The organism is Paraburkholderia sp. CI3, from assembly GCF_050436505.1.
Lineage (GTDB): Bacteria > Pseudomonadota > Gammaproteobacteria > Burkholderiales > Burkholderiaceae > Paraburkholderia > Paraburkholderia tuberum.
In genome coordinates, this window is record NZ_JBNDMI010000004.1 from 1,350,514 (window position 1) to 1,364,457 (window position 13,944).

The window sequence follows — 13,944 nt, forward strand, 5'->3', positions numbered from 1 at the left end:
ACGACATACTTTACCCGTTACGGCTTCAGTACTTGCGGATGAACGGATCCGGCATATCGAGATCGGTCGAGATCCACACGCTCTTCGTTTCCAGATATTCCTTCACCGCGTCGATGCCCCCTTCACGGCCGATGCCGCTGTCCTTGAAGCCGCCAAACGGCGTCGTATAGCTCGTCGACCGATAGTTGTTTATCCACACCGTACCGGCGCGAAGTTTTTCGCTCATCAGCATGGCGCGCTTCAGGCTTTGCGTCCAGACGCCGGCCGCAAGGCCAAAGCGGATATCGTTGCCAATTCGCAGCGCATCTTCTTCGTCCTTGAACTTCATAACCGCGAGCACGGGACCGAACACTTCCTCCTGGGCAATGCGCATGGAGTTATCCACGTCGACGAAAATCGTCGGCTCGACAATTTGCCCGCAACCGTATTCTGGTCCCTGTGGCGCGCGCCCTCCAGCGATGCAGCGCGCACCTTCTTCCTTGGCGATGTTGATGTAACGCATCACCTTTTCGAACTGTGGACGCGTGGCAACTGGACCGACCTGGATACCTGGTTTGGACGGATCGCCGACCTTCGCGTTGCGCGTGATCGTCAACAGTCGCTCGACAAACTCATCGTGGATGCTCTCCTGAAGCAACAGACGGGAACCGGCCATGCAAGTTTGGCCGCCGGCGGAGAAGATGCCGGTGATCACACCGTTAGCTGCTTTCGCGAGATCGGCGTCGCCGAAGACAATATTCGGTGATTTGCCGCCCAGCTCCAGCGACACCCGCTTGAAGTGCTTGGCGCCGAGTTCGTTGACCTTGCGGCCGCCCTCGTCGCCGCCGGTAAAGGCAATGCGCGGCACCAGCGGATGCGTGACCAGCGGTTCGCCCGCTTCCTGGCCGAACCCGGTGATCACATTGAACACGCCTGGGGGAAACCCCGCATCGACGAACAGGCGGGCGAGTTCGAGGAGCGATACCGACGTAAATTCCGAAGGCTTGGGCAACAACGGTGTTCCCCGCCGCTAGCGCCGGCGCGAGCTTCCATGCCGTCAGTAGCAGCGATGAGTTCCACGGCGTGATGGTGCCGACCACACCGATCGGCTCGTAGCGCGTGTAGTTAAACACCTTGGGCTTGTCCATCGGGATAACCGCGCTCTGGATCTTGTCCGCGAGACCGCCATAGTAGTAGAAGTACTTTGCGACGTACCGCACCTGCCCCGCCACCTCGCTTTGCAGCTTGCCGTTGTCACGGCTTTCGACTTCGGTTAGACGTTGCGCGTTTGCATCGATCAATGCGCCTAAGCGATGCAGCAGCATGCCCCGGTCGCTGGCCGACATGCTTCCCCACGGACCGCGCATCGCTGCGTCGGCCGCACGCACCGCCGCGTCGACATCTTCGGCATTCGCCTGCGGAATCAGCGCCCACGGTTCGCCCGAAAACGGATCGAGGCTCTCGAACCATTTGCCCGAACGCGGTTCGACAAATTCGTTGTTGATGAACAGCCCGTATTTCTCGCTCATTTCACGTCCTTTCGCTTTTGAAGTCCTCAGCCAGGCAAATCGCGCATCTCAGCTTTGCGCCTTTTCCGTGGCTTCAGTGGTTGCTCTGGTGACGTCATCCTGACAACCCGATGGATCATCCTCAAACGAAAAATCGTCACAATTTAGTGACTGTTTCTCAAGTACCGTTGGCGGTCCAAACGCTGCAAGCCTTGCGGCACGGATGTTTGACGGCACCTGCAACACTGTCATGGGACGGTCTCGGACGAATGAGTTTCCGCATTGGCACCAGGGTTTATGCCGATCGATGAGCGGAATGCAGTCGTTGCTCTCAGGCGCTGTGTTGTGCATTCCATACGTGTAAAGTAACGCCTGTCGTCAGCCGATCGATGGAAAATAGTTGGAGGTGGAGACAGGAATGCGCAGGAAGATACCGACCTTGGGCGCACTGATCGCGTTTGAAGCGGCCGCGCGGCATGAGAGCTTTTCGCGCGCGGCGTCCGAACTTGCTCTGACGGAGGGCGCAATTAGCCGCCAGATATCGCAGCTGGAAGACTATCTCGGCTTGCCGCTGTTCAATCGCGTGAAAAAGCGCCTTACGCTAACGGCGACAGGACGTACCTATGCGACGAAAGTACGTGAAGATCTAAGCCGGATAGAGCGCAATACGATAGCGGCGATGATCCCGCAGGATGTCAACAAAGTCGTTGAGCTTGCGGTGATGCCGACGTTCAGCGCGAAGTGGCTAATTCCGCGCCTCGGCGAATTTCAACAGATCCATCCCGACATCACCGTCAATCTCAACGAAAGACCACATCCTTTCCTGTTCGGCGATTCGCACCTCGATGCAGCGGTTCACTTCGAACATCCCTCCTGGGCAGGCACCGTGCAGGTTCACCTGTTCGAAGAGGAGCTGGTGCCGGTGTGCGCACCAACGCTCAAGAATATCGAGCAATGCGAGAAAGCCGTAGATCTCGCCAGCTTCACACTGCTCCATAAGACCTCTCGCGAAGAGGCGTGGCCTCGCTGGTTCGAGGCTGCGAATGCGAGACGTGATTTCGATTTTCTGCGCGGACCCCGCTATGACCTGTTCTCGATGCTGATTGCTGGAGCGTTGAGTGGAGTCGGTGTGGCGCTAGTACCGCGCTTATATGTCCAACAGGAGATCGCAGACGGGCGGTTGATCATTCCCGTCGACAAGTCGATCCGAGGACTGAAACGCTACTGCCTCGTCTACCCGGAGCACAAGGAAATGTCGCCTTCGTTGCGATTGTTGGCCGACTATCTGCTCGAATGCGCGGCGCAAGCACGCGACGCGCCGTGCGCGATGTCGGTTGACACAGAAAGCGAAAATGTATCAGGGAAGTGAAAAAATAGCTGCCGCAAATAGTGAACAAATCCGGCTGCGGCTGAAGACAAACGCCCGAAACACCAGGGTGTTGTCTTCGGCGGGCGCGCGGAGCGCCGCTGTGCGTCGCTGACGACGCCGGTGTTGTCTCGATCGTCGAGCGGCTGTCGACCCACATCGGCCCTCCAGCTTTCCCAAAAGCGGTCACTCGTAAGCGAAAATCGACGATGCCGCCCTGAGCCATGCCGCTGCTGTACGTCGCTACCGCACAAGCTTATTCCGAACTTCAAGCGCGTTTACAGCACGCTTCGGACGGTCGTTCAGTTCACCGTGACAACAATCTTCCCAACTTGCTCATTCGATTCAAGGAAGCGCGTTGCATCCTGGATTCGATCGAAGTCGAATGTCCGAGAGATCAAAGGCGAAAGAGCGCCGGATTCGAGACCCTCGTTGATAAACGCCTTGGCGCGTTCCAGCAGTTCGTCGTTGCTCGTGACCTCGATGTAAAGATAGCCCTTGAAGGTCAGACACTTGCCGAGCAAAGCGAACTGCGGAAACACCCCCTCGTCGGTGCTCAACGCGCCGTACTCGAGGAGGATGCCACCGAACGACATACACTCCGCAAGTTGAGCGATTGCTGGGCCGCCGATTGGATCGAACACGACGCGCGCTCCCTTGCCATCCGTGATTTCCTTCACTCGGGCCGCCAGGTCCTCCTCGATCGTGGCGATCACGTGGTGAGCCCCGGCATCCTGAAGCGGCTGCGCCTTCGCGCTGGTGCGGGTCGTTGCAATAACGGTTGCACCGACGCTCCGTGCGATCTGGATTGCAGCGATGCCAACGCTGCTCGATGCCGCCGACACGATCACGAAATCGTCGGCGCCCAGTTTCCCTTGCACAACCAGCGCACCCCACGCCGTAACGTACTGCATCCACGATGCAGCGGCCTGTTCGAAGCTTAGCCGCGCAGGATGTTTCACAACATACTTGGCCGGAATGTTGATCACTTCCCCGTAAGTTGGCCAACGCGACATGTCCAGGGTCGGAATGACGCTCACGGCATCGTTTTCGGAAAAATTAGTAACGTTTGCACCCAGCGTCTTCACGGTGCCCGCGGCCTCGTAGCCGAGCTGGGACGGAAATGCTGCTTCTTGAAGATATCGGCCGGTGCGAAACATGACCTCGGCACGGTTGAGCCCAATGGCCTTGACGGTAATTTGAACTTCGTCTACAGCGGGTGCGGGAACGTCCACGTCTTCAATGCGCAGGACGTTCGCATCGCCATATTCATGGAAACGGACAACTCGGGTCATAAAAAAACTCCTTTTGGGGTGAACTCAGCCTGGATCGCTGAGCATTCACTCCATTGTTTTGCCACGCGCCCGGAACCGCAATACTTCAATTTTTTACATATACTACCCAAAAGGGTAGTGTGACCAGACTGCCAAATGCTGCTGGGTTTGAAGGATTCTATGCCGAAGCGTCGCAAATACGACGAAGCGCCACCGTGCGCAATAGTTGCCACACTCAACCTGATCAATGGACGTTGGAAGGGTGTGGTCCTTTACTATCTGCTAACGAAAGGCACCATGAGGTTCAATGAGTTACAAAGGCACTTGCCCGGCTGCACACCCCGCTTACTTGTGAAGCAACTGCGTGAGCTCGAGGAAGATGCCTTCATCACGCGCACCGTCTATCCTGTCGTGCCTCCCAAGGTCGAATACGCATTGACGGATGAGGGACGCACGATCGGACCCATACTCTTGCAACTCAACGAATGGGGAGTGGGTTGGCTTGAACGGCGCGGTTTGCGACAGAAGACTGTCAAAGCGGCTTGAACTGAACAGAGCTCGTCCAATGCGCCCTCTACGCCCCATACGAGCTGGAGCGCGCACCCGATTGCTCACGAATCAGCCGTCAGCAATGAGCGGCCGGTTTTGGGCGAACTCGGTCCGCGCGTTCGAGCGACCATACGAGTTCGTTCGCGACTTTTTCTTTCATTGCACGATCTGCGCGCCCTTCCACTTTTCACAACACACGGACGTCGCGAACCAGACAAAAGGATTGAAAGGGCCGGGCGAGGTCAGATCGCAATTTTTCACGAACTGTGGCAGCGGACACGAGAGCTGAGCGCCGGCGACGGGCTCACGCTTGCGCACTGCTAGGCCTTCCCGGTTCGATGAGTGATTCGATCTGGAGCGGGTATGAACTGCATCGCGTCCGCCACCACTGCCTCAAGCATGGCACGCGTAGCGCCGTCGCGTGCCTGAACGTGCAGACCTTGCAGCACAGTCATTACGAAGCGTGCGAGCCGCTCGGCGTCCGTGCCCAATGGCAAATCGTGGCCCTTGACCCCGCGCTCGATGCGCCGTCGAACGCCCGCCTGCGCGTCGATCCGGCGTTGCCGCAAATCCTCCTCAACGATACTTGACCCCGCGGCACAATTCGCCGCTGCACCAGTCAGAAAGCAGCCGCGTGGATGTCCACTCGACGTATAGATCCTCACGGCCTCGAGCAGCATTCGCTCAAGCGCTTCCCGCAAGGTGATTGACTCGTAGAGAAATCGATAGATCCTCGCCGAGTACTGTTGGGTCCAGTAATCCGCAGCTGCGCGGAATAACGTTTCCTTGTTGCCAAACGCCGCATACACGCTAGGCGCAGTCAGGCCAGTTGCATTCAGCACGTCGGCCATCGACGTTGCTTCATAACCGTGCTGCCAGAACAGGTTGGTGACCGCCTGCAGTACAGCATCCTGATCGAAGCGACGACGAGCCGGACGGCTGGGTTTAATCTTATCCATAGCGATCATTATACGATGTAGATCATGTCAAGAGGGTCCGAGGTCGCGTGGGGCGTAGCGGAATATCGTTCTTTTAAAGCAACAATGAGCAGCATACCATTAGTTTTTCTCTGCGGATCGATAAGAAACACGAATCGTCAGCTTTGATTGTTTTTCTATAATGATCGTTATAGTTAATTCAAACCGGTCACCGGGGACATTGAACTGACTATCCGATCAACGAACATCACCAACGCTATGACGACTACCGAACTTTCAATCAAGCGCCGCTCCTTTCTCAAGGCAGGCGCCGCCGCGGGTGCCGCAGCGCTTGCTAGCGCACTCACCGCTTCAACCCCGGCGCGCGCCGCGGTGCGCGGCATCGAATTACCCGCCGCAACAACCGAGCCGACGCCATTCCAGATTCATGTGCCGCAGGCGCAACTCGACGACCTTCGCAGCCGTCTTGCCAACGTCATCTGGCCGAACAAAGAACCTGTCGATGACTGGTCGCAGGGGGTGCCGCTCGCGAGCATGCGTGAACTGACGGACTATTGGCGCGATCACTACGATTGGCGCCGTGTCGAAAGCCGTCTCAACAGTCTGGGCCAGCATCGAATCGAGATCGACGGTCTCGGCATCCATTTTCTGCACATCCGATCGAAGCACGCGAATGCGCTGCCCCTCCTGATGACCCACGGCTGGCCCGGCTCAATCGTAGAGTTCATGAAAGTCATCGATCCGCTGACCAACCCGACCGCCCATGGCGGGCGTGCCGAGGACGCGTTCCATCTCGTACTGCCGACTCTGCCGGGATACGGGTTCTCGGATAAACCGACCACTACCGGCTGGGACGATGCGCGGGTCGCGCGCACGTGGAATACGCTGATGGTCAAACTGGGTTATCGACGCTACGTCGCTCAAGGAGGAGACTGGGGAGCGTGCGTGACGACCGCGCTGGGCCAGCAACAGCCGAAGGAACTCGCCGGCATCCACCTCAATTGGGCATTCGTATTTCCGAAGCAAATACCCACGAGCGGCCTGCTGCCGGACGAAGAACAGGCAGTCCGCGACGTCGCGCAGTTCCGCGAAAAGGAAGGTAGCTACTACCACCAGCAGGCCACCAAACCGCAAACCATTGGCTATGCGTTATCGGATTCGCCCGTTGGGCTCGCGGCATGGATTTACGAAAAATTTCACTCGTGGACGGACAGCGGTGGCAAGCCGGAACGTGTGCTGACTCGCGACGAGATGCTCGATGACATCACGCTCTATTGGTTGACCGATACCGCTGCCTCTTCTGCGCGGATGTATTGGGAGAATCAGGGGGATCTCTATGCTGCCGGGCAGGTCAATGTGCCCGCTGCGGTAAGCGTGTTTCCGCACGAAATCTTCCGTGCTCCGGAACGCTGGACGCGCGACACGTTCCCACAGCTCGTCTATTTCAACAAGGTCGAGAAAGGCGGCCATTTCGCAGCTTTCGAACAGCCTGAGATATTCGTTCGCGAGTTGCGTGACGGCTTCCGGAAGATGCGTACCTGAGCGCGAAATGCACGATTGCGCGCGTTACGGTGTCAGCGGTGGCCGATCAACGCAACGATCGATTAGCGCCATTTATCAATTGCCGGCGCAGTTCGAATTGGGCGCCGTGACGCGTACTCCGTATATTGCAAAGCAAGGACGCACACTTTCGTTCGCGTCCATCCTTGATAGAGAGTTGAACATGAAATCGCTTATCCTCACGTTGGTCGCAGCGTCCTCATTGATCGCCTCGGCCACCTCGTTTGCCGGCGAGTCTGCACCCCTGACACGCGCGGAAGTTCGCGCTGAACTCGCGGATGCTCGCGCGGACGGTCGTGTCGGTGTGGTCGATCGCTACGATCACATCGGCCCTTCGGTCGTGCAGTCGGAAAGCGCGAGCCGCGAGTCGATCGCCAATAGCGAGAAAAAAATCGACCGCAGTGGCTTTGGCGGCGTTCGTTCGCACAATGAAAGTGGAACGGCCGTGCGTCATCCCGCCCCCTTCGAACAAGTCTTCTTCGGCCACTGAGCGGGACGACACAGAGGCGCCGTGGCGACGCCGCGTAGTCCGGCGATCGCCCCGCTTCTTAAGCTGGGTGAATGCAAACGCCGGTCATACCTTCAACATCGCGGGATTGATCGGCAGCTTGCGGATACGCGTGCCGGTGGCAGCCGCCACTGCATTCGCTACGGCCGGGAATAGCGCCGACGTGCCCGCTTCGCCGATGCCGCCGGGCGCCTCGGCACTATCGATGATATGCGTTTCGATCGCCGGAGCCTCGTTAATGCGCATCACCCGATAGTCGTTGAAATTGCCCTGCTCAATGCGGCCGTTGCGGAACGTGATCTCGCCCCAGAGCACTGCCGACGACGCAAAGACGATGCCCCCTTCGATCTGCGCACGAATCGTGTCCGGATTCACGGTATGTCCGCAGTCGACTGCGCAGACAATCCGGCGGATCCGAACTTCTCCTTGCTCGTTCACTTCGACCTCTGCGACTTCAGCGAGATAGGACGCGAATGCAAACTGAACGCTAATGCCCCTGCCAACGCGGACTCCGGGTTTCGCTGCGGGAAGTGGCGTTGTCCAACCGGCTTTGCTTGCGACAGTCTCCAGGACACGTTTTGCACGAGGCTGATGCGCCAGCAGCGCACGGCGGTATTCGAACGGATCCTTGCCGGCAGCGTGCGCAAGCTCGTCCATGAAGCTCTCCACGACGAACACATTGTGCGTGGGGCCGACGCCACGCCACTTGCCAATCGGCATCGGCGTTTCGTAACGAACGTAGTTCACCTTCACGTTCGGAATGTCATACAGCAGATTGATCGCGCCGTTGACTGCATCGGGATCGACGCCATTCTTGAACGTACTCGGCAGATAGCGCGCCATCACCGCGGCGCCGGTCACTTTGTGAGCCCAGGCTTGCGGTTGCCCACTCGAATCGAGAAGTGCCTCGAAGCGGTTCAGGTAGTACGTCCGCGGCAGGCCGTGCTGGATATCCTCTTCCCGCGACCAGACGAATTTGACTGGCCCCTCTACCTGCTTCGCAAAACAAACCGACTGTGTCACGTAGTCCACTTCGAGACGGCGCCCGAACCCGCCGCCAAGATATTGATTGTGCACGCGGACTTTTTCCAACGACAGACCGGTGACCTCGGCCGCAGTAGCCTGCGCGCGCGCCGGCACCTGGGTACCGCACCACACGTCGCAGCCGTCCGGTGTCACGTGGACCGTGCAATTCATCGGCTCCATCGTTGCATGAGCGAGAAAAGGCAATTCGTAGCGCGCTTCGATGCGATTTCCTTTTCCGTTCAGCGCATGCGCAACATCTCCGACTTGCTGCGCAACCACGCCGTCGTTCGCCGACGCCTCTTCCATCTTCGCGATCAAGGATGCGTTGGAGAACCGTGCGTTGACACCCTCGTCCCATTCGATAACCAATGCTGCCAGCCCCTGCCTGGCCGCCCACATATGGTCGGCGACCACCGCAACCGCGTCGTCGATTTGCACAACCTGCTTCACACCCGCAATCTGCAGGGCTAGCCGTGCGTCTACGCTCTTCAGCCTGCCGCCGACCACCGGACTAGCTGCCACCGTCGCGATGCGCATTCCCGGCACTCTCACGTCGATGCCAAAGCCTGCGCTACCATCTACCTTGGCGCGCGCGTCGAGCCGCTTGACGGGCGTACCGACCAGCTTGAAAGTATGCGGATCCTTCAGCGCAACGTTGTGTGGCAAGGGGAGCTTCGCTGCAAGCACGCTCAGCGGGCCATAGCTCAACGTGCGTCCCGTCGGCACATGCCTGACTGTGCCATTTTCAGCGCGACAGCTGGCTGGGTCTACTTTCCAGTTCATCGCCGCGGCATTGACAAGCAATACGCGACAAGCGGCACCGGCCTGCCGCATCGGTAACCATTCGCTTCGAGTCGATGCAGATGCTCCGGTAATCTGACTGCCGATCACCGGGTCGCGATACAGAACGTCGTTGGCGGGCGCGTGTTCAAGTGCGATGTTGTCGAGCGCTATCTCCAACTCCTCCGCAATCAGCATGGGGATCGATGTGTAAGAGCCCTGCCCCATCTCCACGCGCGGCATGATGAGCGTGACCTGCCCCGAGGGCGCTATCCGAATGAATGCGTCGGGTGCGAACACATTTGCCTCGGAACTATCCGGGACGATCGGCGCCGCATCGACTGCGGTCGGAAAAGCGATACCGAGCATGAGCCCCCCGCCCGCCGCCGAGAACATCTTCAGGAATTGACGCCGCGATAATGGTGCGCGCGCGGGTGACATGTTAGACATACAGTAAATCCCTCCTCGATTGCGGGCAGTCGCTCAGCTGCCGTTGCCGTTGCCGTTGCCGTTGCCGTTGCCGTTGCCGTTGCCGTTGCCGTTGCCGTTGCCGTTGCCGTTGCCGTTGCCGTCAACGGTAGCGTGCGTTACGTCGAGGATAGGCGCCATGAACGCGCAATTGGGGTGAATTCTTGTGAAATGACGTGAGCGGCGCGGCCAGGCCGCGCCGCCGAGGGAACGTCAGTACATCGGCAGATAGTCCACCGGCACCCAGACATAACCTTTGCCCGCTTTGCGCAGATGGCCGATACCCGGGAACGAGATGTGCGCGGTTCCAACCAAGTAGCCACGCTCAGCCGCCTCGTCGAAAATCCTGCGGCGCGACACGATTGCCTCCTTGGAGTCGTTATCGAAGGCGATGGTGATCGACGGATTGTCGAATTGAACAGCGGGCGGATGGATAATGTCGCCGCAGATCAACATCGTCTGACCGTTGCTGTCCACGCGATAGACCGTATGTCCTTCAGTGTGCCCCGGCGCAGGAACGCTACGAATGCCCGGGATCAGCTGAGTTGCGCCTTCGAACGGCTGGAAGTGGCCAGCCTGGATGTAGGGCGTCAACGCCGCGGTTGCCTCCCCAAAGCGGAAGTCGTTGGGCGCCTGCTTAGCGTTTGCTTCATTCAGCCACTCCGCAGCCTCGTGCCGGTCCGCTCGTACGATCGCATTCGGGAAGGTCATTTTTCCGTCGGTCACCAGACCGCCGACGTGATCCGGATGAAAGTGCGTGACGTAGATTTCGTCAATCTGCTCCGGCGATAACCCGCAGCTTTTCAGGTTCGCCAGCAGATGCCCTGCTCCCGGCCCATACCCTCGATCAAAGGCTCCGAGCCCAGCGTCGATAAGCACCAGCTTCGACCCGGTGTTAATCAGGTAGGCATTGATCGACATGTTGATCGGGTTCGACAGGAACGCACGCTTGAGTCCCTGATTGACTACCGCCGGGGTGGTGTTCGTCATCAGTTTCGCGACCGGCGCAGCGAATGTGCCGTCGGAAATCGTGGTCACCTCAAAGTCACCGAGCATGATCCGGTAGTAGCCTGGCGCCGATGTCTTGACCATCGGCGCTGCCGCATAAGCAGGGGCGGTCATGACGCCAAGCAGTGCACCGGCCACGACTAGAATTAACATCTTCGAAGACCGTAGAACCTTGTGTTTGTTGAGCATTCGTTTTCCCTTGTTTATCGGTCTGATCGCACCGCGCCGGTTGGCGACGTATGCGCAATTCCGCCGCCTCGCGCGTGCGTAAGTCACTTGCGAAGCAACGGAACTTATCGACGATGCCAAGTGGACGATGCCGGCTGGGGAATACTACGAAAGATGCATGCCATGACCTGGACAAGAAGAATCAGGTCGCGAACGAAAACTGATGCTTGCGTGGTCTCAAGCCGCAAAAATCAGCCTTGTTCCGCGTTAGCCGCAGCAACGGCGTGAGGAAGATCGTGCCGCAATTCGGTCCAACGCAGGATTGCATCGAGCGCTGGGCACAGTGCCTGCCCGACTTCAGTGAGGCGGTATTCCACCTTGGGAGGCACTTCGGGATAGACCGTGCGTTGCACGACACCGTCGCTCTCCAGCTCACGCAAATGCTGGCTCAGCATTTTCTGCGACACCCCATCAATTCTGCGCTCCAGTTCTGAAAACCGCAGGACCGACTCACTGAACAGATGAAAGATGATGATCATCTTCCAGCGGCCTTCGAGAACACGCAAGGCATCCTCGACACCAGCAGCTGCCGCCTCTGGTGTCCAATCATCGTACTTACTCGCAGGTAAGTACGCCACTTTCTCGTGCGTACTTGTCATGATGTCACTTAAGGAGCGATCCTTCGCATTCGCAAATCAATGCCACAAGGCCGAAAGGAGTGCACTTGCAAGTTCAACTACCGCCGCTGATCGCGGCCTACTTCGATGCCGTCAACGCCGAAGCAATTGAGGAACAGGTCGCCTGTTTTTCGATCGACGCAAATGTCAACGATGTCGGCGAACACAAGACCATGGCGGGACATGACGCGATCCGCAAATGGCTTACCGACACCGCGAAAGCATACCGCTTTACCGTAACTCCTGCTGATTGCCAGAAATCGGGAGACACCGTCTGGACCGTCCAGACACAGATCGCCGGCAGCTTCCCAGGCAGTCCGCTTCCCTTTGCATATACTTTCACCGTCGCTGAAGGCAGCATTCACACACTGTTGATCGAGCAAAAATGACAATGCCACCCATGATCGAATTATCCCGCGAACTCATCGGTAAGCGAGCGCTCGTCACTGGGGGCACCAAAGGAATGGGCGAGGCGATCGTGCGGCGGCTGCGCGCAGCGGGTGCCACGGTCTTCACGACAGCGCGCACCGCCCCAGCGACGTTGGAACACGAAGATCTTTTCCTTGCTGCGGACATTGGCACCGCGGAAGGCGCGGCACGCGTTGTCGAAGCAGCACTCGCACGACTTGGGACTGTGGATATTCTCGTCAACAACGTCGGAGGCTCTTCCGCCCCCCCTGGCGGAGCACTAGCGCTCGACGATGCCCTTTGGCAGGCCGCACTCGACCAGAATTTGCTTGCAGCCGTGCGGCTTGACCGCGGGCTCCTCCCACCGATGCTGGCGCAAGGTTACGGTGTCATCGTGCACATCTCGTCGATTCAGCGCCGTCTGCCGCTATACGACGCAACACTGGCCTACGCGGCCGCGAAAGCCGCCTTGACCAACTATAGCAAGGGCCTGTCGAACCAGTTCTCGGGGTCCGGCATCCGGATCAACACTGTGGCGCCAGGTTTCATCGAAACGACGGCGGCTACGGCGCTCATCGAGCGAATCGCCAGTGCATCGAACACGGACGCCGATGGCGCACGTCAGATACTGATGGACTCGCTCGGTGGAATTCCGCTAGGCCGTCCCGGACGGCCGGACGAGGTCGCGGAACTGGTCGCGTTCCTTGTCTCCGAGCGCGCTTCGTCGATCACGGGCAGCGAGTACGTGATCGATGGTGGCACTATTCCAACTGTGTGAAGTTAGAAAAATGAGAGCCCCGAACGATTTCGTTCGGGGGTCTTGTGCTGCCGCTCCTAAGATGCAGCGATCCGCGTCTTTCGAATCGGACCGGGCCAAACCTCGGTTGCCTCACAACGGTGCAATGACGGCGACACCGTCGGCGGCTAGCACGCCCTCACCGGCGCGCAGAACGAAAACCAGGTTGATCTCCGCTTCGATGAGTCGCTCGCCAAGCTGCGCAGCCATTCGCGAGAACGCGACGAGCGCAGAAACTGTGGCATCGACATCCGCTCTCGGTTGGCCGCGATAACCGTCGAGCAGCGGCCACGTCTTTAGCGACTGGAGCATCGTCAATACCTCCTCGTGCGATAGAGGGGCGCTTGCGGGCAGCAACTTCATCGTCGTATCCTTGAACAGCTCCGCTGTGACGCCGCCCATTCCCAGCAGGACCGCCGTGCCAGGCGAATCTCGGTGCAGTCCAAAGAGAAGCTCAATTCCACCTGTCACCATTTGCCGGGCGTCTATCCTTAACGAAGGCTAACCGCATCGCACATCGATCAGCGTCCGGCACGCCAAGGCAGGAAGCAGAGATCACGCGTGTCGCGTTTCGCACCACGATGGACGAGTGGATAGTCCACGGACACTGCCGCGCGACGTGGCAAGCCGGTATCACATCTATCGCAGCGCTGCGACTAAAGCAGGAACCGAGCTACACATTCAAGATCACTCTCTCCAGCGAACATTTCGATTAGCCGCAAATCGAAGAAAATATCGCACCCCTCCTCCCGCCTCTTGGCGGACAGATTCGCAAACGGCTCGCTGCATCCTGCAGCCCAGACGGCGCTCGCTGGAACGTCATATTTCGTCTGTTCCGTAGGCAACCCATCAACTATTTCCTTGACGACAAAAGCGCAATCGCGCTCCAGCCCTGTCCATTAACGTTGACGCGCACGCTTAACGGAAATTC

General features: G+C 58.6%; 12 protein-coding genes and 2 pseudogenes. 6 read left to right on the top strand and 8 right to left on the bottom strand.

Going from position 1 to position 13,944, the window contains the following annotated elements:
* Positions 1-25 precede the first annotated feature (25 nt).
* Positions 26-1,508: pseudogene (locus tag OKW29_RS27600) on the bottom strand (aldehyde dehydrogenase).
* A 418-nt stretch (positions 1,509-1,926) separates the two neighbouring features.
* Here OKW29_RS27600 and OKW29_RS27605 point away from each other — a divergent pair.
* Positions 1,927-2,856, top strand: a complete 930-nt coding sequence (locus tag OKW29_RS27605; RefSeq protein WP_260336450.1) for a LysR family transcriptional regulator — start codon at positions 1,927-1,929, stop codon at positions 2,854-2,856.
* A 299-nt stretch (positions 2,857-3,155) separates the two neighbouring features.
* Here the strand turns inward: OKW29_RS27605 and OKW29_RS27610 are convergent, their stop codons facing one another.
* Positions 3,156-4,148, bottom strand: coding sequence for a zinc-dependent alcohol dehydrogenase family protein (locus OKW29_RS27610; RefSeq protein WP_184067827.1), 993 nt, complete (start codon positions 4,146-4,148; stop codon positions 3,156-3,158).
* A 135-nt stretch (positions 4,149-4,283) separates the two neighbouring features.
* Here OKW29_RS27610 and OKW29_RS27615 point away from each other — a divergent pair, with 135 nt between their 5' ends.
* Positions 4,284-4,673 (top strand): winged helix-turn-helix transcriptional regulator, encoded by a 390-nt coding sequence (locus OKW29_RS27615; RefSeq protein WP_429293332.1) that lies wholly within the window; start codon positions 4,284-4,286, stop codon positions 4,671-4,673.
* Between the two features lie 323 nt (positions 4,674-4,996).
* On the opposite strand, the gene OKW29_RS27620 is transcribed toward OKW29_RS27615, so the two are convergent.
* A complete protein-coding gene (locus OKW29_RS27620) occupies positions 4,997-5,635 on the bottom strand; it encodes a TetR/AcrR family transcriptional regulator (RefSeq protein ID WP_184067821.1) in 639 nt (212 codons plus the stop codon).
* Between the two features lie 237 nt (positions 5,636-5,872).
* Between OKW29_RS27620 and OKW29_RS27625 the strand changes: the two genes are divergently transcribed.
* Together OKW29_RS27625 and OKW29_RS27630 are read left to right on the top strand one after the other, a co-directional pair.
* The gene (locus OKW29_RS27625) at positions 5,873-7,156 is read left to right on the top strand and encodes an epoxide hydrolase family protein (RefSeq protein WP_184067817.1); all 1,284 of its coding nucleotides are present in this window, start codon (positions 5,873-5,875) and stop codon (positions 7,154-7,156) included.
* Between the two features lie 7 nt (positions 7,157-7,163).
* Positions 7,164-7,664: a DUF4148 domain-containing protein gene (locus OKW29_RS27630; RefSeq protein WP_429293333.1), complete on the top strand. Its 501-nt coding sequence runs from the start codon at positions 7,164-7,166 to the stop codon at positions 7,662-7,664.
* A gap of 84 nt (positions 7,665-7,748) precedes the next feature.
* Here OKW29_RS27630 and OKW29_RS27635 read toward each other — a convergent pair whose 3' ends face one another.
* From OKW29_RS27635 to OKW29_RS27650, 4 genes are all read right to left on the bottom strand, one after another.
* Positions 7,749-9,938: a molybdopterin cofactor-binding domain-containing protein gene (locus OKW29_RS27635; RefSeq protein WP_429293334.1), complete on the bottom strand. Its 2,190-nt coding sequence runs from the start codon at positions 9,936-9,938 to the stop codon at positions 7,749-7,751.
* 33 nt (positions 9,939-9,971) lie between these two features.
* The gene (locus tag OKW29_RS27640) at positions 9,972-10,097 is read right to left on the bottom strand and encodes a hypothetical protein (RefSeq protein ID WP_429293335.1); all 126 of its coding nucleotides are present in this window, start codon (positions 10,095-10,097) and stop codon (positions 9,972-9,974) included.
* Positions 10,098-10,169: 72 nt separating this feature from the next.
* Positions 10,170-11,153, bottom strand: a complete 984-nt coding sequence (locus OKW29_RS27645; RefSeq protein WP_429293336.1) for an MBL fold metallo-hydrolase — start codon at positions 11,151-11,153, stop codon at positions 10,170-10,172.
* A 230-nt stretch (positions 11,154-11,383) separates the two neighbouring features.
* Positions 11,384-11,791, bottom strand: coding sequence for a winged helix-turn-helix transcriptional regulator (locus OKW29_RS27650; RefSeq protein WP_429293337.1), 408 nt, complete (start codon positions 11,789-11,791; stop codon positions 11,384-11,386).
* A gap of 65 nt (positions 11,792-11,856) precedes the next feature.
* On the opposite strand from OKW29_RS27650, the gene OKW29_RS27655 reads away from it, so the two are divergent.
* Both OKW29_RS27655 and OKW29_RS27660 read left to right on the top strand, forming a co-directional pair.
* Positions 11,857-12,198, top strand: coding sequence for a nuclear transport factor 2 family protein (locus OKW29_RS27655; RefSeq protein WP_429293338.1), 342 nt, complete (start codon positions 11,857-11,859; stop codon positions 12,196-12,198).
* Between the two features lie 2 nt (positions 12,199-12,200).
* Positions 12,201-12,995 (top strand): SDR family oxidoreductase, encoded by a 795-nt coding sequence (locus OKW29_RS27660; RefSeq protein ID WP_184068059.1) that lies wholly within the window; start codon positions 12,201-12,203, stop codon positions 12,993-12,995.
* A 111-nt stretch (positions 12,996-13,106) separates the two neighbouring features.
* Here OKW29_RS27660 and OKW29_RS27665 read toward each other — a convergent pair.
* A pseudogene (locus OKW29_RS27665) lies at positions 13,107-13,487 on the bottom strand (acetate--CoA ligase family protein); the annotation flags it as partial.
* Between the last annotated feature and the right edge of the window lie 457 nt (positions 13,488-13,944).